5 protein-coding genes, 10 tRNA genes and 7 rRNA genes are annotated in these 18,967 nt (G+C 46.3%); 15 read left to right on the top strand and 7 right to left on the bottom strand.

Annotated features, from left to right (window positions below; translation table 11 throughout):
- Nucleotides 1–29: 29 nt before the first annotated feature.
- On the bottom strand, nucleotides 30–506 hold the full coding sequence (locus tag AC3CKG_RS14335) for an RDD family protein (RefSeq protein WP_017110557.1): 477 nt from the start codon (nucleotides 504–506) through the stop codon (nucleotides 30–32).
- A gap of 194 nt (nucleotides 507–700) precedes the next feature.
- On the opposite strand from AC3CKG_RS14335, the gene AC3CKG_RS14330 reads away from it, so the two are divergent.
- The 15 genes from AC3CKG_RS14330 to AC3CKG_RS14260 all read left to right on the top strand — a co-directional run bounded on the left by AC3CKG_RS14330 (nucleotide 701) and on the right by AC3CKG_RS14260 (nucleotide 16,168).
- A tRNA-Leu gene (locus tag AC3CKG_RS14330) sits at nucleotides 701–785 on the top strand.
- A gap of 357 nt (nucleotides 786–1,142) precedes the next feature.
- On the top strand, nucleotides 1,143–1,550 hold the full coding sequence (locus tag AC3CKG_RS14325) for a VOC family protein (protein ID WP_029223348.1): 408 nt from the start codon (nucleotides 1,143–1,145) through the stop codon (nucleotides 1,548–1,550).
- An 83-nt stretch (nucleotides 1,551–1,633) separates the two neighbouring features.
- Complete coding sequence (locus tag AC3CKG_RS14320; RefSeq protein ID WP_102384440.1) at nucleotides 1,634–2,887, top strand: cyclic di-GMP phosphodiesterase; 1,254 nt, start codon at nucleotides 1,634–1,636, stop codon at nucleotides 2,885–2,887.
- Nucleotides 2,888–3,497: 610 nt separating this feature from the next.
- Nucleotides 3,498–5,052 (top strand): 16S ribosomal RNA (locus AC3CKG_RS14315).
- 355 nt (nucleotides 5,053–5,407) lie between these two features.
- Nucleotides 5,408–8,301 (top strand): 23S ribosomal RNA (locus AC3CKG_RS14310).
- A gap of 91 nt (nucleotides 8,302–8,392) precedes the next feature.
- A 5S ribosomal RNA gene (gene rrf, locus AC3CKG_RS14305) occupies nucleotides 8,393–8,508 on the top strand.
- A 390-nt stretch (nucleotides 8,509–8,898) separates the two neighbouring features.
- Nucleotides 8,899–10,453 (top strand): 16S ribosomal RNA (locus tag AC3CKG_RS14300).
- Nucleotides 10,454–10,519: 66 nt separating this feature from the next.
- Nucleotides 10,520–10,596: transfer RNA gene (locus AC3CKG_RS14295), tRNA-Ile, on the top strand.
- Nucleotides 10,597–10,617: 21 nt separating this feature from the next.
- Nucleotides 10,618–10,693: transfer RNA gene (locus AC3CKG_RS14290), tRNA-Ala, on the top strand.
- Between the two features lie 298 nt (nucleotides 10,694–10,991).
- Nucleotides 10,992–13,884: ribosomal RNA gene (locus AC3CKG_RS14285) — 23S ribosomal RNA — on the top strand.
- 99 nt (nucleotides 13,885–13,983) lie between these two features.
- A 5S ribosomal RNA gene (rrf, locus tag AC3CKG_RS14280) occupies nucleotides 13,984–14,099 on the top strand.
- Nucleotides 14,100–14,172: 73 nt separating this feature from the next.
- Nucleotides 14,173–14,249: transfer RNA gene (locus tag AC3CKG_RS14275), tRNA-Thr, on the top strand.
- A gap of 42 nt (nucleotides 14,250–14,291) precedes the next feature.
- Nucleotides 14,292–14,407: ribosomal RNA gene (gene rrf, locus AC3CKG_RS14270) — 5S ribosomal RNA — on the top strand.
- Together the 16S, 23S and 5S rRNA genes with 4 tRNA genes alongside form the textbook arrangement of a ribosomal RNA operon.
- Before the next feature lie 30 nt (nucleotides 14,408–14,437).
- Nucleotides 14,438–14,514: transfer RNA gene (locus tag AC3CKG_RS14265), tRNA-Asp, on the top strand.
- A 1,258-nt stretch (nucleotides 14,515–15,772) separates the two neighbouring features.
- Nucleotides 15,773–16,168 carry a DUF2391 family protein gene (locus AC3CKG_RS14260; RefSeq protein WP_026012249.1) on the top strand — a complete coding sequence of 132 codons (396 nt, stop codon included), beginning with the start codon at nucleotides 15,773–15,775 and terminating at the stop codon, nucleotides 16,166–16,168.
- A 347-nt stretch (nucleotides 16,169–16,515) separates the two neighbouring features.
- Here AC3CKG_RS14260 and AC3CKG_RS14255 read toward each other — a convergent pair.
- The 6 genes from AC3CKG_RS14255 to AC3CKG_RS14230 form a co-directional block, all read right to left on the bottom strand.
- Nucleotides 16,516–16,591, bottom strand: a tRNA-Asn gene (locus AC3CKG_RS14255).
- A 29-nt stretch (nucleotides 16,592–16,620) separates the two neighbouring features.
- Nucleotides 16,621–16,696, bottom strand: a tRNA-Thr gene (locus tag AC3CKG_RS14250).
- 36 nt (nucleotides 16,697–16,732) lie between these two features.
- Nucleotides 16,733–16,808, bottom strand: a tRNA-Asn gene (locus AC3CKG_RS14245).
- Between the two features lie 24 nt (nucleotides 16,809–16,832).
- Nucleotides 16,833–16,908, bottom strand: a tRNA-Thr gene (locus AC3CKG_RS14240).
- A 56-nt stretch (nucleotides 16,909–16,964) separates the two neighbouring features.
- Nucleotides 16,965–17,040: transfer RNA gene (locus AC3CKG_RS14235), tRNA-Phe, on the bottom strand.
- Between the two features lie 235 nt (nucleotides 17,041–17,275).
- A complete protein-coding gene (locus tag AC3CKG_RS14230; protein ID WP_076672340.1) occupies nucleotides 17,276–18,901 on the bottom strand; it encodes a methyl-accepting chemotaxis protein in 1,626 nt (541 codons plus the stop codon).
- Nucleotides 18,902–18,967 lie beyond the last annotated feature (66 nt).

The following is an 18,967-nucleotide window of genomic DNA, read 5'->3' as shown; positions in this document are numbered from 1 at the left end:
TGATCTTGCTTGTAGCGAGATTAATAGCGTTATCGTGCTTGTGGTAGCACGACTACTTCGGTCTTCGCCCATATGTCGTGAAAGCCACGCTTCTGAGGATCGAATGGAACACATAAGTTTGCCAATCCAAATCCTGAGGTTCCTAAGCGAATTAGCGCTTGGGTTACCGTAATTGTTGAGCCATCTTTGTTTTGAACACGCAGTTTCCAAGCTCTCATTCCTAGCGTTTGGCCTGCTCTTGTCCAGAAGAATACAAAGAAGTACACCCAAACTACGACTAAGTAGAAAGTATATGCAGGGCTCCAGATAGGGTGGTTCGTTAAGAAGTCACTAACATCGGCATAACCGCTATGGTTAAAAATGCCAAGAGCCATGAGTGCGTGCAGCAGAGCGACAATGACGCCAGCCGCCAACATTTCAATAGCGATTACGATAAGGGCGTCATAGAACAAGGCACCAAATCGGCGCATTACTCCTGCTGGTGGCATTGTGTTTGTTGATGTCATGGTGTTTTACTTCTTCAAAAATTTAGGCGTCAGAATATAGTCTAAGGCTTGGCGTGAAAAGAGACATGACGCACAGCTTATGACTTAGTGGCGAAATTATCGGCAAACACACATGAATTCAAGTTTTTATACTTGCCACATCAGTTCGCATACGTATAATGCCAGACATCGAAAGGGCAATGCCCCAAGATAATGCCGGTATGGTGAAATTGGTATACACGACGGATTCAAAATCCGTTGCCTTCGGGCGTGGCGGTTCAAGTCCGCCTACCGGTACCAAACATAGAAAGGTCGCTTTTATAGCGACCTTTCGTCGTTTTGGGCGTTTGTGAATTCCTAACCCAGCATGTCGGCTTGGATGCAAGCCCAGTCAAGTCGCCTACCGGTACCATATTTAAATGACAAAGCCTCGACTCAAGTCGGGGCTTTGTTGTATCTGGAGAATAGAAAAGCTTACCTTTGTATTAACGGCAGAAACGCTTTTTCAATCAGTCAGATCTTGTGGTTTCATTCCTAAATCTCACGGTTTCCCTTCGTAATTCGATTTCTTAGTGAATTAATCATCTTAAATCATGATGTTACCTACCATTCTCTCTTCTATTGTCTATGTTTAAAGGAATAATAGAGGAGAGATATATGCTGACAGTAACCCCTTACTTGTTTTTTGATGGCCGTTGTAATGAAGCGTTGGATTTTTACCATAAGTGTTTTGGCGGTGTAGTTTTATCTAAACAACTTTTTAGTGATGCGCCACAAGTAATAGAGGGCGCTCAACCTGATTGGATTATGCATGCTGAGTTCGAAGCATTTGGTATGAAGCTGATGATGTCTGATGGTGTTAAAGCCAAGGAGCTTGAAGGGAACAACCTTGCACTCTCGCTTGTTACCGAGGATACCGCGACTCAAGAACACATCTTTGAAAAGCTAAAGCAAGGCGGGCGTATAATGACACCACTCGCAGATACTTTTTGGGGTGCCCGGTTTGGCAAAGTAGAAGACAAGTTCGGTATACGTTGGATGGTGCACTGTGATTCTTTAAGTTGAACCTGTGAAATTGGATAGTGAAATTGCTGCTTGGTTTTATTAGAATTATAAATAGAGATTAATAATCAATATTATATATAAAAATGGGCAGCATAAAGATTACCGTAGATCGCATTCAGCCCGGTCTACATGTACGACTCCCAGTAAAATGGAATGAACACCCATTTCTACTCAACAGCTTTAAAATCAAAGACGACGCCCAAGTAAAAGTCATTCGACATCTTGGGATTAAGCACGTCTATATAAACCCGAACCAAAGTGATACATCACCCTTACCCGCGAATCATGTGAGTGAACAAGACCTTGATTGTGATTTACAGGTTAGCCTTGAAGCAGAAAGAATGTGGAAAGATAAGCATGAGCGTATCGAAACTCTAAGCTCTTACCGTCGTAGGGTGAGCCATTGCGAGAAAGAATTCGAACGTTCGCTTGCTCGAATGCGTTCAGTGATGACTAAAATCCGTAATCGCCCATTAGATGCGGTAGGGGAGGTTAAGGCTCTTGTTGATGATATTGTCGAAACCCTAGTGAGCGATGATAACGTCACCTTGCATCTCATGAATGCAAAAGCTGACTTTGAAGATATCTACTTTCATACATTAAATGTCTCTGTTATTGCGCTAATGATAGGTAAAGCTAAAGGCTACAATACGCAACAGTTGAAAGATCTTTCATTTGCCGCATTGTTCCACGATGTAGGCAAAATCAAAATACCAGTCGCGATATTAAGAAAGCAGAGCGCACTAACGGTACCTGAAGAGAACTACCTAAAGCTTCACACCAAATATGGTGCAGATATTGTCTCAACAATTGATGACTTTCCTGAAAGTGCTAAAAAGGTGATTGCTCAACATCATGAGATGAATGATGGTTCTGGTTATCCTGAAGGTTTAAAAGAAGATGAGATCGATGAGTTTGCCAAGATAGTTGCAGTGGCTAACGCTTTCGATAATCTTTGCCATGGTAAAACGCAATATCAACAAATGATCCCATACTTGGCATTGTCTCACTTATATAAGAACGGCAAATCTCTATATAGCCAAGATAATTTGGGGCTGTTGGTTAAGTTTATGGGAGTCTACCCACCAGGAACCGTAGTACAGCTTTCAAATGATTCGATTGGGATTGTGATATCTGTTAACGCCAAGCATATGCTTTATCCAAATGTACTGATTTACGATCCTAGCGTGCCAAGAACCCAAGCCCCGATCATTGACCTCTTTGTTAAAGAGATCAAAATCGTTAATGCTGTTCATCCAAGCAAGCTACCGGAACAAGTTAGAGAATATCTAAACCCTAGGGCTCGTTTATCTTACTTTTTTGATAATGGTGAGTAGTTATCCACAGGTCACTGTGGGTAATTTGTTCGAAACTTGGGGTGAAACTGGTATAAATAAGCCCTTGGTTGAAATGTCCTCACTTAACCTCTTTTTTCAATAAAAAACGCATTTATTGCTTGCCAATATGAGCGGCATCTCTATAATGCCGCCTCACTGACACGGCAGACGCCACAAGGCTTCAGCGCAGAATGTTGGTAAGGCAACTAGCTTAAAGCGTTTAATCGCTCCTACTTTTTAAAAGTAGGAATTAATTCCCAATAAGTGTTTGACACTGAGAATTAAAACGCTAGAATGGCCGTCCACTTCGAGAGGCTCCTTACTTAAAAGGAACGCTCAACAAGTGAAGCTCTTTAACAATTTAAACCTATCAATCTGTGTGGGCACTCGTTGATGAATATCAAAACGTTTTATCGTTAGATAAAACAGATTCTTCGGAATCAAAATTGATTTCAATGAACTGAGTGACCAATACGTTTAACTACTTGTAGTTATTCGGCACAGTCAATTCATTATCATTCTGTTGGAATGGTAATAGCTTTAGAATTACATGTTCATGTTTACATGAATATTAGTTTTGAAGTCAGTATTCGTTGAGTCACAAAATCTTAAATTGAAGAGTTTGATCATGGCTCAGATTGAACGCTGGCGGCAGGCCTAACACATGCAAGTCGAGCGGAAACGACACTAACAATCCTTCGGGTGCGTTAATGGGCGTCGAGCGGCGGACGGGTGAGTAATGCCTAGGAAATTGCCTTGATGTGGGGGATAACCATTGGAAACGATGGCTAATACCGCATAATGCCTACGGGCCAAAGAGGGGGATCTTCGGACCTCTCGCGTCAAGATATGCCTAGGTGGGATTAGCTAGTTGGTGAGGTAATGGCTCACCAAGGCGACGATCCCTAGCTGGTCTGAGAGGATGATCAGCCACACTGGAACTGAGACACGGTCCAGACTCCTACGGGAGGCAGCAGTGGGGAATATTGCACAATGGGCGAAAGCCTGATGCAGCCATGCCGCGTGTATGAAGAAGGCCTTCGGGTTGTAAAGTACTTTCAGTTGTGAGGAAGGGTGTGTAGTTAATAGCTGCACATCTTGACGTTAGCAACAGAAGAAGCACCGGCTAACTCCGTGCCAGCAGCCGCGGTAATACGGAGGGTGCGAGCGTTAATCGGAATTACTGGGCGTAAAGCGCATGCAGGTGGTTCATTAAGTCAGATGTGAAAGCCCGGGGCTCAACCTCGGAACTGCATTTGAAACTGGTGAACTAGAGTGCTGTAGAGGGGGGTAGAATTTCAGGTGTAGCGGTGAAATGCGTAGAGATCTGAAGGAATACCAGTGGCGAAGGCGGCCCCCTGGACAGACACTGACACTCAGATGCGAAAGCGTGGGGAGCAAACAGGATTAGATACCCTGGTAGTCCACGCCGTAAACGATGTCTACTTGGAGGTTGTGGCCTTGAGCCGTGGCTTTCGGAGCTAACGCGTTAAGTAGACCGCCTGGGGAGTACGGTCGCAAGATTAAAACTCAAATGAATTGACGGGGGCCCGCACAAGCGGTGGAGCATGTGGTTTAATTCGATGCAACGCGAAGAACCTTACCTACTCTTGACATCCAGAGAAGCCAGCGGAGACGCAGGTGTGCCTTCGGGAACTCTGAGACAGGTGCTGCATGGCTGTCGTCAGCTCGTGTTGTGAAATGTTGGGTTAAGTCCCGCAACGAGCGCAACCCTTATCCTTGTTTGCCAGCGAGTAATGTCGGGAACTCCAGGGAGACTGCCGGTGATAAACCGGAGGAAGGTGGGGACGACGTCAAGTCATCATGGCCCTTACGAGTAGGGCTACACACGTGCTACAATGGCGCATACAGAGGGCAGCAAGCTAGCGATAGTGAGCGAATCCCAAAAAGTGCGTCGTAGTCCGGATTGGAGTCTGCAACTCGACTCCATGAAGTCGGAATCGCTAGTAATCGTGAATCAGAATGTCACGGTGAATACGTTCCCGGGCCTTGTACACACCGCCCGTCACACCATGGGAGTGGGCTGCAAAAGAAGTGGGTAGTTTAACCTTTCGGGGAGGACGCTCACCACTTTGTGGTTCATGACTGGGGTGAAGTCGTAACAAGGTAGCCCTAGGGGAACCTGGGGCTGGATCACCTCCTTATACGAAGATACTTACGATGAGTGTCCACACAGATTGATGGTTTAGATTTAGTTAAAGCCAGAGCTTTAATTAATAACGTAAGTTATTGATTAAAGCTTTTTGCTTTATGCTCTTTAACAATTTGGAAAGCTGACTGATTAACTGACTTACGAGTCATGTTAATCAAATTTAAAAGTTCTCAATGTTTACCTTTATTGGTAAACACAACAAACACATTCAAGTGTCTTGTATTCGAATCAAACGTTAGTTTGATTCACAATTGAGTCCGGCAAACAGTTATCAAGAATTAACCCTTCTTGATGACAACCAAAAACCTTGGTTAGTTGCCATACACTAAGACCCTTTCGGGTTGTATGGTTAAGTGACTAAGCGTACACGGTGGATGCCTTGGCAGTCAGAGGCGATGAAAGACGTAATAACTTGCGATAAGCCCAGATTAGGTAGTAATAACCTTTTGAGTCTGGGATTTCTGAATGGGGAAACCCACGTGCATAAGCACGTATCCTGTTGTGAATACATAGCAACAGGAGGCAAACCGGGGGAACTGAAACATCTAAGTACCCCGAGGAAGAGAAATCAACCGAGATTCCGAAAGTAGCGGCGAGCGAAATTGGATTAGCCCTTAAGCTTTTAATGATGCAGGTGAAGAGTCTGGAAAGTCTCGCAATAAAGGGTGATAGCCCCGTAACCGACACATCATAATCAGTGAAATCGAGTAGGGCGGGACACGTGATATCCTGTCTGAATATGGGGGGACCATCCTCCAAGGCTAAATACTACTGACTGACCGATAGTGAACCAGTACCGTGAGGGAAAGGCGAAAAGAACCCCTGTGAGGGGAGTGAAATAGAACCTGAAACCGTGTACGTACAAGCAGTAGGAGCACCTTCGTGGTGTGACTGCGTACCTTTTGTATAATGGGTCAGCGACTTAATTTTAGTAGCAAGGTTAACCGTTTAGGGGAGCCGTAGGGAAACCGAGTCTTAACTGGGCGTACAGTTGCTAGGATTAGACCCGAAACCAGGTGATCTAGCCATGGGCAGGTTGAAGGTTGAGTAACATCAACTGGAGGACCGAACCGACTAATGTTGAAAAATTAGCGGATGACTTGTGGCTAGGGGTGAAAGGCCAATCAAACCTGGAGATAGCTGGTTCTCCCCGAAAGCTATTTAGGTAGCGCCTCGGACGAATACTACTGGGGGTAGAGCACTGTTAAGGCTAGGGGGTCATCCCGACTTACCAACCCTTTGCAAACTCCGAATACCAGTAAGTACTATCCGGGAGACACACGGCGGGTGCTAACGTCCGTCGTGGAGAGGGAAACAACCCAGACCGCCAGCTAAGGTCCCAAAGTATAGCTAAGTGGGAAACGATGTGGGAAGGCTCAGACAGCCAGGATGTTGGCTTAGAAGCAGCCATCATTTAAAGAAAGCGTAATAGCTCACTGGTCGAGTCGGCCTGCGCGGAAGATGTAACGGGGCTAAGCTATACACCGAAGCTGCGGCTACGTACCTTAGGGTATGTGGGGTAGGGGAGCGTTCTGTAAGCCGTTGAAGGTGGTCTGTAAGGGCTGCTGGAGGTATCAGAAGTGCGAATGCTGACATGAGTAACGATAAAGGGAGTGAAAAACTCCCTCGCCGGAAGACCAAGGGTTCCTGTCCAACGTTAATCGGGGCAGGGTAAGTCGACTCCTAAGGCGAGGCCGAAAGGCGTAGTCGATGGGAAACGGGTTAATATTCCCGTACTTCTTACAATTGCGATGGGGGGACGGAGAAGGCTAGGTGGGCCTGGCGACGGTTGTCCAGGTTCAAGTACGTAGGCGGAAAGTTTAGGTAAATCCGGACTTTCATTAACGCTGAGATACGATGTCGAGCTACTACGGTAGTGAAGTCATTGATGCCATGCTTCCAGGAAAAGCCTCTAAGCTTCAGATTGTAAGGAATCGTACCCCAAACCGACACAGGTGGTCGGGTAGAGAATACCAAGGCGCTTGAGAGAACTCGGGTGAAGGAACTAGGCAAAATGGTACCGTAACTTCGGGAGAAGGTACGCTCTTATCAGTGAAGTCCCTTGCGGATGGAGCAGACGAGAGTCGCAGATACCAGGTGGCTGCAACTGTTTATTAAAAACACAGCACTGTGCAAAATCGTAAGATGACGTATACGGTGTGACGCCTGCCCGGTGCCGGAAGGTTAATTGATGGGGTTAGACTTCGGTCGAAGCTCTTGATCGAAGCCCCGGTAAACGGCGGCCGTAACTATAACGGTCCTAAGGTAGCGAAATTCCTTGTCGGGTAAGTTCCGACCTGCACGAATGGCGTAATGATGGCCACGCTGTCTCCACCCGAGACTCAGTGAAATTGAAATCGCTGTGAAGATGCAGTGTACCCGCGGCTAGACGGAAAGACCCCGTGAACCTTTACTACAGCTTGGCACTGAACATTGAACCTACATGTGTAGGATAGGTGGGAGACTTTGAAACCGCGTCGCTAGATGTGGTGGAGTCGTCCTTGAAATACCACCCTTGTAGTTTTGATGTTCTAACGTCGGTCCCTGAATCGGGATTACGGACAGTGCCTGGTGGGTAGTTTGACTGGGGCGGTCTCCTCCCAAAGAGTAACGGAGGAGCACGAAGGTGGGCTAAACACGGTTGGACATCGTGTGGTTAGTGCAATGGCATAAGCCCGCTTGACTGCGAGAATGACAATTCGAGCAGGTGCGAAAGCAGGTCATAGTGATCCGGTGGTTCTGAATGGAAGGGCCATCGCTCAACGGATAAAAGGTACTCCGGGGATAACAGGCTGATACCGCCCAAGAGTTCATATCGACGGCGGTGTTTGGCACCTCGATGTCGGCTCATCACATCCTGGGGCTGAAGTCGGTCCCAAGGGTATGGCTGTTCGCCATTTAAAGTGGTACGCGAGCTGGGTTTAGAACGTCGTGAGACAGTTCGGTCCCTATCTGCCGTGGGCGTTGGAAAATTGAAAGGGGCTGCTCCTAGTACGAGAGGACCGGAGTGGACGAACCTCTGGTGTTCGGGTTGTCATGCCAATGGCATTGCCCGGTAGCTAAGTTCGGAATCGATAACCGCTGAAAGCATCTAAGCGGGAAGCGAGCCTTGAGATGAGTTTTCCCTGGCACTATAAGTGTCCTAAAGGGTTGTCGTAGACTACGACGTTGATAGGCAGGGTGTGTAAGTGCTGCGAGGCATTGAGCTAACCTGTACTAATTGCCCGTGAGGCTTAACCATACAACACCCAAGGGGTTTTGTGGACTCAAAGACAGACCTTGAATGAGTTTGAAAGAGACTTTTAAATCAGTTTTCCGAATTTTAAAATTTGCTTGGCGACCATAGCATTGTGGACCCACCTGATTCCATGCCGAACTCAGAAGTGAAACACAATAGCGCCGATGGTAGTGTGGGGTTTCCCCATGTGAGAGTAGGACATCGCCAGGCTTTAATTTCGACTTTGTCTAGTTTCTAGACAAGTCACCATAGAGTTCTAAGTTTTCTTAGAGTTTTATGTTGACTTTCAAAGTGGAAGGCGTATTATACGCGTCCTGCTTACGTGCTAAGGCACTGAAAGCAAAGCTCTTTAACAATTTAAACCTATCAATCTGTGTGGGCACTCGTTGATGAATATCAAAACGTTATTGGTTCTTTTTCGAAAGGGCGTAATGACAGTTACTTCGGTAACACAATGATTTCAATGAACTGAGTGACCAATACGTTTAACTACTTGTAGTTATTCGGCACAGTCAATTCATTACCATTCTGTTGGAATGGTAATAGCTTTAAAATTACATAGTAGTTTTGAAGTCAGTATTCGTTGAGTCACAAAATCTTAAATTGAAGAGTTTGATCATGGCTCAGATTGAACGCTGGCGGCAGGCCTAACACATGCAAGTCGAGCGGAAACGACACTAACAATCCTTCGGGTGCGTTAATGGGCGTCGAGCGGCGGACGGGTGAGTAATGCCTAGGAAATTGCCTTGATGTGGGGGATAACCATTGGAAACGATGGCTAATACCGCATAATGCCTACGGGCCAAAGAGGGGGATCTTCGGACCTCTCGCGTCAAGATATGCCTAGGTGGGATTAGCTAGTTGGTGAGGTAATGGCTCACCAAGGCGACGATCCCTAGCTGGTCTGAGAGGATGATCAGCCACACTGGAACTGAGACACGGTCCAGACTCCTACGGGAGGCAGCAGTGGGGAATATTGCACAATGGGCGAAAGCCTGATGCAGCCATGCCGCGTGTATGAAGAAGGCCTTCGGGTTGTAAAGTACTTTCAGTTGTGAGGAAGGGTGTGTAGTTAATAGCTGCACATCTTGACGTTAGCAACAGAAGAAGCACCGGCTAACTCCGTGCCAGCAGCCGCGGTAATACGGAGGGTGCGAGCGTTAATCGGAATTACTGGGCGTAAAGCGCATGCAGGTGGTTCATTAAGTCAGATGTGAAAGCCCGGGGCTCAACCTCGGAACTGCATTTGAAACTGGTGAACTAGAGTGCTGTAGAGGGGGGTAGAATTTCAGGTGTAGCGGTGAAATGCGTAGAGATCTGAAGGAATACCAGTGGCGAAGGCGGCCCCCTGGACAGACACTGACACTCAGATGCGAAAGCGTGGGGAGCAAACAGGATTAGATACCCTGGTAGTCCACGCCGTAAACGATGTCTACTTGGAGGTTGTGGCCTTGAGCCGTGGCTTTCGGAGCTAACGCGTTAAGTAGACCGCCTGGGGAGTACGGTCGCAAGATTAAAACTCAAATGAATTGACGGGGGCCCGCACAAGCGGTGGAGCATGTGGTTTAATTCGATGCAACGCGAAGAACCTTACCTACTCTTGACATCCAGAGAAGCCAGCGGAGACGCAGGTGTGCCTTCGGGAGCTCTGAGACAGGTGCTGCATGGCTGTCGTCAGCTCGTGTTGTGAAATGTTGGGTTAAGTCCCGCAACGAGCGCAACCCTTATCCTTGTTTGCCAGCGAGTAATGTCGGGAACTCCAGGGAGACTGCCGGTGATAAACCGGAGGAAGGTGGGGACGACGTCAAGTCATCATGGCCCTTACGAGTAGGGCTACACACGTGCTACAATGGCGCATACAGAGGGCAGCAAGCTAGCGATAGTGAGCGAATCCCAAAAAGTGCGTCGTAGTCCGGATTGGAGTCTGCAACTCGACTCCATGAAGTCGGAATCGCTAGTAATCGTGAATCAGAATGTCACGGTGAATACGTTCCCGGGCCTTGTACACACCGCCCGTCACACCATGGGAGTGGGCTGCAAAAGAAGTGGGTAGTTTAACCTTTCGGGGAGGACGCTCACCACTTTGTGGTTCATGACTGGGGTGAAGTCGTAACAAGGTAGCCCTAGGGGAACCTGGGGCTGGATCACCTCCTTATACGAAGATACCACGATGAGTGTCCACACAGATTGATTAGGTTTAGAAAGTAAAAGAGACGATATTGGGTCTGTAGCTCAGCTGGTTAGAGCGCTCGCCTGATAAGCGGGAGGTCGGTGGTTCGAGTCCACTCAGACCCACCAATATCGACTAGATACCTAGATGGGGCTATAGCTCAGCTGGGAGAGCGCCTGCCTTGCACGCAGGAGGTCTGCGGTTCGATCCCGCATAGCTCCACCATCTTTAAGGGTTTTTCCTTAAGAATCTTTAAAAATGGTTTCGAAAGAAATCAAGCTCTTTAACAATTTGGAAAGCTGACTGATTGATTACTTACGAGTAATTCAATCAAATTTAAAAGTTCTCAATGTTTATCTTTATTGATAAACACAACAAACACATTCAAGTGTCTTGTATTCGAATCAATGTTTACATTGATTCACAATTGAGTCCGGCAAACAGTTATCAAGAATTAACCCTTCTTGATGACAACCAAAAACCTTGGTTAGTTGCCATACACTAAGACCCTTTCGGGTTGTATGGTTAAGTGACTAAGCGTACACGGTGGATGCCTTGGCAGTCAGAGGCGATGAAAGACGTAATAACTTGCGATAAGCCCAGATTAGGTAGTAATAACCTTTTGAGTCTGGGATTTCTGAATGGGGAAACCCACGTGCATAAGCACGTATCCTGTTGTGAATACATAGCAACAGGAGGCAAACCGGGGGAACTGAAACATCTAAGTACCCCGAGGAAGAGAAATCAACCGAGATTCCGAAAGTAGCGGCGAGCGAAATTGGATTAGCCCTTAAGCTTTTAATGATGCAGGTGAAGAGTCTGGAAAGTCTCGCAATAAAGGGTGATAGCCCCGTAACCGACACATCATAATCAGTGAAATCGAGTAGGGCGGGACACGTGATATCCTGTCTGAATATGGGGGGACCATCCTCCAAGGCTAAATACTACTGACTGACCGATAGTGAACCAGTACCGTGAGGGAAAGGCGAAAAGAACCCCTGTGAGGGGAGTGAAATAGAACCTGAAACCGTGTACGTACAAGCAGTAGGAGCACCTTCGTGGTGTGACTGCGTACCTTTTGTATAATGGGTCAGCGACTTAATTTTAGTAGCAAGGTTAACCGTTTAGGGGAGCCGTAGGGAAACCGAGTCTTAACTGGGCGTACAGTTGCTAGGATTAGACCCGAAACCAGGTGATCTAGCCATGGGCAGGTTGAAGGTTGAGTAACATCAACTGGAGGACCGAACCGACTAATGTTGAAAAATTAGCGGATGACTTGTGGCTAGGGGTGAAAGGCCAATCAAACCTGGAGATAGCTGGTTCTCCCCGAAAGCTATTTAGGTAGCGCCTCGGACGAATACTACTGGGGGTAGAGCACTGTTAAGGCTAGGGGGTCATCCCGACTTACCAACCCTTTGCAAACTCCGAATACCAGTAAGTACTATCCGGGAGACACACGGCGGGTGCTAACGTCCGTCGTGGAGAGGGAAACAACCCAGACCGCCAGCTAAGGTCCCAAAGTATAGCTAAGTGGGAAACGATGTGGGAAGGCTCAGACAGCCAGGATGTTGGCTTAGAAGCAGCCATCATTTAAAGAAAGCGTAATAGCTCACTGGTCGAGTCGGCCTGCGCGGAAGATGTAACGGGGCTAAGCTATACACCGAAGCTGCGGCTACGTACCTTAGGGTATGTGGGGTAGGGGAGCGTTCTGTAAGCCGTTGAAGGTGGTCTGTAAGGGCTGCTGGAGGTATCAGAAGTGCGAATGCTGACATGAGTAACGATAAAGGGAGTGAAAAACTCCCTCGCCGGAAGACCAAGGGTTCCTGTCCAACGTTAATCGGGGCAGGGTAAGTCGACTCCTAAGGCGAGGCCGAAAGGCGTAGTCGATGGGAAACGGGTTAATATTCCCGTACTTCTTACAATTGCGATGGGGGGACGGAGAAGGCTAGGTGGGCCTGGCGACGGTTGTCCAGGTTCAAGTACGTAGGCGGAAAGTTTAGGTAAATCCGGACTTTCTTAACGCTGAGATACGATGTCGAGCTACTACGGTAGTGAAGTCATTGATGCCATGCTTCCAGGAAAAGCCTCTAAGCTTCAGATTGTAAGGAATCGTACCCCAAACCGACACAGGTGGTCGGGTAGAGAATACCAAGGCGCTTGAGAGAACTCGGGTGAAGGAACTAGGCAAAATGGTACCGTAACTTCGGGAGAAGGTACGCTCTTATCAGTGAAGTCCCTTGCGGATGGAGCAGACGAGAGTCGCAGATACCAGGTGGCTGCAACTGTTTATTAAAAACACAGCACTGTGCAAAATCGTAAGATGACGTATACGGTGTGACGCCTGCCCGGTGCCGGAAGGTTAATTGATGGGGTTAGACTTCGGTCGAAGCTCTTGATCGAAGCCCCGGTAAACGGCGGCCGTAACTATAACGGTCCTAAGGTAGCGAAATTCCTTGTCGGGTAAGTTCCGACCTGCACGAATGGCGTAATGATGGCCACGCTGTCTCCACCCGAGACTCAGTGAAATTGAAATCGCTGTGAAGATGCAGTGTACCCGCGGCTAGACGGAAAGACCCCGTGAACCTTTACTACAGCTTGGCACTGAACATTGAACCTACATGTGTAGGATAGGTGGGAGACTTTGAAACCGCGTCGCTAGATGTGGTGGAGTCGTCCTTGAAATACCACCCTTGTAGTTTTGATGTTCTAACGTTGGTCCCTGAATCGGGATTACGGACAGTGCCTGGTGGGTAGTTTGACTGGGGCGGTCTCCTCCCAAAGAGTAACGGAGGAGCACGAAGGTGGGCTAAACACGGTTGGACATCGTGTGGTTAGTGCAATGGCATAAGCCCGCTTGACTGCGAGAATGACAATTCGAGCAGGTGCGAAAGCAGGTCATAGTGATCCGGTGGTTCTGAATGGAAGGGCCATCGCTCAACGGATAAAAGGTACTCCGGGGATAACAGGCTGATACCGCCCAAGAGTTCATATCGACGGCGGTGTTTGGCACCTCGATGTCGGCTCATCACATCCTGGGGCTGAAGTCGGTCCCAAGGGTATGGCTGTTCGCCATTTAAAGTGGTACGCGAGCTGGGTTTAGAACGTCGTGAGACAGTTCGGTCCCTATCTGCCGTGGGCGTTGGAAAATTGAAAGGGGCTGCTCCTAGTACGAGAGGACCGGAGTGGACGAACCTCTGGTGTTCGGGTTGTCATGCCAATGGCATTGCCCGGTAGCTAAGTTCGGAATCGATAACCGCTGAAAGCATCTAAGCGGGAAGCGAGCCTTGAGATGAGTTTTCCCTGGCGCTATAAGCGTCCTAAAGGGTTGTCGTAGACTACGACGTTGATAGGCAGGGTGTGTAAGTGCTGCGAGGCATTGAGCTAACCTGTACTAATTGCCCGTGAGGCTTAACCATACAACACCCAAGGGGTTTTGTGGACTCAATAGAAATACCAAACGCTTGAATGAGTTTGAAGAGAGACTTTTAAATCAGTTTTCCGAATTTTAAAATTTGCTTGGCGACCATAGCATTGTGGACCCACCTGATTCCATGCCGAACTCAGAAGTGAAACACAATAGCGCCGATGGTAGTGTGGGGTTTCCCCATGTGAGAGTAGGACATCGCCAGGCTCCAAATTTATTTTCACTTTTTAAAAAGTGAAGACAAAAGTTTTCAGAATCGTTTTTAAACGACTCCTGAATTGCTGATATAGCTCAGCCCGGTAGAGCGCACCCTTGGTAAGGGTGAGGTCCCCAGTTCGAGTCTGGGTATCAGCACCACTATTTAGTTGATTTGATTAATCAAGTTAACAACAGAATTTGTTTGACGACCATAGCATTGTGGACCCACCTGATTCCATGCCGAACTCAGAAGTGAAACATAATAGCGCCGATGGTAGTGTGGGGTTTCCCCATGTGAGAGTAGGACATCGTCAGGCTTAAATTGCATTATGCTGAATAGACACTGCGGAGTGGTAGTTCAGTTGGTTAGAATACCGGCCTGTCACGCCGGGGGTCGCGGGTTCGAGTCCCGTCCACTCCGCCACTTATTTAGAAGCCTCGCTAGAAATAGCGGGGCTTTTTTACATCTAAATAATTGTATTTCTACCCTTCGCTCGAACGAGCCCTGCGAGGGTTCGCCTATAGCTGACCATTCTGCCACTTATTAGAAAGCCTAGTCTCACGACTAGGCTTTCGTCGTTTCCAGTTTCATATTTGGGGTTAGACAGACTAGTTCCGAAAAAGGTTTCCCAGTTAATTCAATTACTGATTAGAACGCCTCGTTAGAAATAGTGAGGCTTTCTACATTTTGAAAATGGGCTTAGCTCATTGCTCGACCGTGTTAATTTTGGCCATTTCAGTCTTACTCCGAAAATCTGGCCTTACAGACTAAGCTTGCCCTTTACTTGGATAAGGTTTCTCAGTGCGACCTACAATCCCAATAGCTTGCAATACCTCATATCTAGATACTTATATTGGGGAAGCTCTGTTATCAATAACTGGGCTTTCTTACGATTCTAATCGAGAATGACTTAGATATGTTTTAACTGCCTATATAATTAGTGACTTAACTTATTAAAGCATCGTAATCGAAAGTGTGGAGTTATAGGGATTTGTCCCTTGGTAAATCAAGTCGTGCTGGCTCATCTACAGTATCCCTAACCGTCTACCGCTATATGAGAACTATTGATAGAGGGAATGCCCAGTTTCGTTTGGGTTGTGCAATCATGACTTCAGTTAGGCTATGAGTATTGCTCTTTAATATTGGCAATGTGCTTGCCTACGAACTCGACTATCCTTTCGGTCGGAATTCTTTGATGAAGATAAGGCTCTCGCGGTGTGTTAGAAACCTTTTTAGAGCGTGGTAGAGCTTGTCGATATTAATAACGACTCCTAGCATGCATTAACCCTAAAGCCATTTTGAAGCGTATCTGAGCGCCTTGTTTAATGGGCTTATTAAAGGCTACCAATTCCAGATATAGCATTTAAGTGACTAGCAATGTGTTGGTTTGCAGTTAATCATTAGAATAGCTGAGATTTGAAATGACAATGTTCGATCAATTAAATAGATAGAACATCTCCCGTCTCCTGGCTTGGAGGATGAATCGATACACGTCTTTGCCAGTGAGTTATTTGATTTATTGCTTACTAGTTTAAATTGTTTGTTGGTAAATACGACTAGTATAAGGTTACGTAAAGTTATCTTTGTTAGTTGATAGTCCAAATTACTCAAGCTCATGAACTGATAGCTTTGGGATTGGTTCGACAAATCGATTGCGCCCTAAAGCCTTAAAGGTAGATCTATGAAATTAAGCTTTAACTTTGAAGATGCGAGCCAGATCTTTGTAGGATCTTTTGCTTTGGCCGTGCCGATTTCTTTTTCTGAAGAAGCCTGGAAGTTAGGGGAGACTTTACCTACAGCTAACTTGCTGTTGTTGTTTCTATTGTCTGCTGTATTCCTTGGCTTTTACACGTATGAGAGTGTATTTCAAAAAGATATTGTCGCTCGGTTGCCGGTGTTTATTTTCAGAATAGTTATTGCTTACGTCATGACGGCAATGGTTGTTGCTTTGGTGCTGACTTGTTTGGACAAGCTGCCTTTATTAAGCGATCCAATTGTATCTATCAAAAGGGTTATCGTTATTTCCATGCCAGCGTCTATGGGAGCTATCGTGGTGGATAGTTTCGATAAAGAGTGAGTTGTATGTTACTTCAATTTAAGCAGCCAACAGGGTCTTTCTAGAGCTTAGTTGATTCTTTATTAAGTTGTCTTGTTTCCATATTTAGTCATTGATTTTTTTCAGCCGAGCTCTTCATCAATGACATAAACGGTAAGTATGTTATGAGTGACTCTTATTTAAATGTGTCGCTGTTGCTAGGTTAGGGATTCAAAGCGAATTAAAGAATGAAGCTTGGTAGTTTTGGAAGAATATGAAACTGTTAGTTACTGAATCGAAAAGGAATTAGAGAGGTGAAGGTACTTGCATGGGGAAATTCGGATCTTTAAATGCAAAAAGGCCGCATCAATGATGCGGCCTTTTCTAATTGGCTCCCCTTGCAAGACTTGAACTTGCGACATACGGATTAACAGTCCGCCGTTCTACCAACTGAACTAAAGGGGAATTGATTGTTTAGCCTCTAATCAAGAGAATGGTGCCGACTACCGGAATCGAACTGGTGACCTACTGATTACAAGTCAGTTGCTCTACCTACTGAGCTAAGTCGGCATCATGAATCAAAAAGCTTATGCTTGATGATTAACTTGGCTCCCCTTGCAAGACTTGAACTTGCGACATACGGATTAACAGTCCGCCGTTCTACCAACTGAACTAAAGGGGAATTATTCTTAAAGCTTTAAAGAAATGGTGCCGACTACCGGAGTCGAACTGGTGACCTACTGATTACAAGTCAGTTGCTCTACCTACTGAGCTAAGTCGGCACATAATATTTCTTTGTGCTTTACTGTTGTTGTCTAAGACACCAACAAATAAATTGTGGTGCCCGGAGGCGGAATCGAACCACCGACACGAGGATTTTCAATCCTCTGCTCTACCGACTGAGCTATCCGGGCGACGAGGTGTATTAAACGTGTTTTCGCGTTCTGGGTCAACATTAAATTGCAAAAAAAGTATTGTTTGATGTTTTTCTATACTTAGTGGGTTGTTTTTGTTCATTTGGGGCGAAAAACCTAGGTCTAGCATGCTCTAAAAGATAGTAAAACTACGGTTAACTACACTGATTGGGCGTCGAAATAAAAAAAGCACGTATGAAAACGTGCTTTTATATTTAAGAATTTTGTTGAGAGTTTAGTGTTTTACTTCAAACCTATTAACCCAGGCTTCTAATTCATTAGAAAGAGAGGCAAGTGTTTGAGTGCTGTTATGACTTTCTGTCACTACATTACTCAGTTGGTTGCCACTTTCTTCGATCATATTGATACGCTTCGAAATATCATCACTCACCTGAGTCTGTTCAGCGGCGGCTGTCGCGATTTGATGACTCATTGATGAAATAGACTCTAACGCCACAACTATCTGTTGTAGTGCTTCAGAGGCATTCTGGGACTCTGTTACGGTGCTTTCACTGGTAGTCGCGCACACTTCCATAGTTTTTATCGCGTTACGAGAGCCTTCTTGAAGGTTATTGATCATTAGCTGGATTTCTTTCGTGCTTGACTGTGTTCGACCTGCAAGGTTGCGAACTTCATCTGCTACAACGGCAAATCCGCGACCTTGTTCACCAGCACGCGCCGCTTCAATTGCCGCATTCAGTGCTAGAAGGTTAGTTTGTTCTGCAATATCACCGATGACGTCTAAGACCTTAACGATGTTATGTACATCACTGTCTAAGTTAGCGACGGCTTCACTTGCTGTGCCGAGTTGGCCTGCTAGACCTTGAATGTTATCTACTGTGTTGTGAATTAGGCGCTGAGTATGTTGGCTCTGTTTATCAGCTTCGTCAGTATTACGCGCAGTATCGCCTGCTGAATCAGCAACATTGTTGGCTGAAGAGGCCATTTCCGTCATAGCTGTCGCGATCATCTCAGTCGACTGTTGCTGAGTCTCGGTCAGCTGAGCGATAGAACCTGCACGATCTTCCACGCGCTGTAACTCACCTCTTAATGCCAGCATTGAGGCATTAAGGTTTGATACTAGCTCGGCTAACGACTTACTCATTTGTTGTACAGCGTGATAAATACTGCCGTTTATTGCCTGAGTTTCAAAAGAGGTTTGAATGCGGCCTTCTGCGACGGCTTGTACCGCTTCTCTTACATCTTTAGGCTCGCCGCCAAGAAGTGCCAGCATTCGCTTAATAGATACAATTAGGCTTGATAAAATAAGACCAGCAATCACGACACATAGAAACAATTGCCATTGAGCCGTTGACCAGAAACGTGCATTGACTTCATTGAAGCCGATACCCGTACCTACAACCCAACCCCAATGCGGAGTCTTCTCTGCAATAGACAGTTTTTCTTCAATCGTTCCGTCTGGAAGCTTTTGTGTCCAGGTGTACTCAATGATCTGGCCAGTACGATTGCCAAGTACTCGTTGAATGAGTTGGCCAACACTGTTTCCATCACCGTCTTTAAAATCATTAAAGCTGGTCCCGTGTAGTTGTGGATCCAGAGGTGTCGCAACAAACGTCATGTTTTCATCCGCAACATAAACGTATTCATTGTCTTTATAGATGTTGTTACGTAGTAGGCGAGTAGCAAGCTGTTTGGCCTGTTGTTCTTCTAGAGTGCCATCAATAGCCATTTTTTCGACTTCAGTAAGAATGCTGTATGCGCTCTTAAATAGCTCTGTCACACGAGCTTTGTTGTCCATGTTACTAGCGACTCTCAAGGTCCATAAACCAGTAGCAGTTAGCGCCAGCAGAGCGATCAAGATGATGCCCGATAATAAGTAAGCTTGCGTTTTTAATTTCATATTTTCCTGCGTAGCGATTCAATAATTAGTATTAGATATAATTCATCGAATCTTAATCTAACTCGT

The organism is Vibrio sp. QJM3NY_15, from assembly GCF_057785995.1.
Note: the sequence above shows the minus strand (reverse complement) of the source record. Positions and strands in the feature narration are given on the sequence as shown.

Bases quoted from the DNA above. Each gene is read 5' to 3' on its own strand.
- AC3CKG_RS14230 (WP_076672340.1), bottom strand. From the start codon at position 18,901: ATGAAATTAAAAACGCAAGCTTACTTATTATCGGGCATCATCTTGATC.
- AC3CKG_RS14325 (WP_029223348.1), top strand. From the start codon at position 1,143: ATGCTGACAGTAACCCCTTACTTGTTTTTTGATGGCCGTTGTAATGAA.
- AC3CKG_RS14320 (WP_102384440.1), top strand. From the start codon at position 1,634: ATGGGCAGCATAAAGATTACCGTAGATCGCATTCAGCCCGGTCTACAT.
- AC3CKG_RS14335 (WP_017110557.1), bottom strand. From the start codon at position 506: ATGACATCAACAAACACAATGCCACCAGCAGGAGTAATGCGCCGATTT.
- AC3CKG_RS14260 (WP_026012249.1), top strand. From the start codon at position 15,773: ATGAAATTAAGCTTTAACTTTGAAGATGCGAGCCAGATCTTTGTAGGA.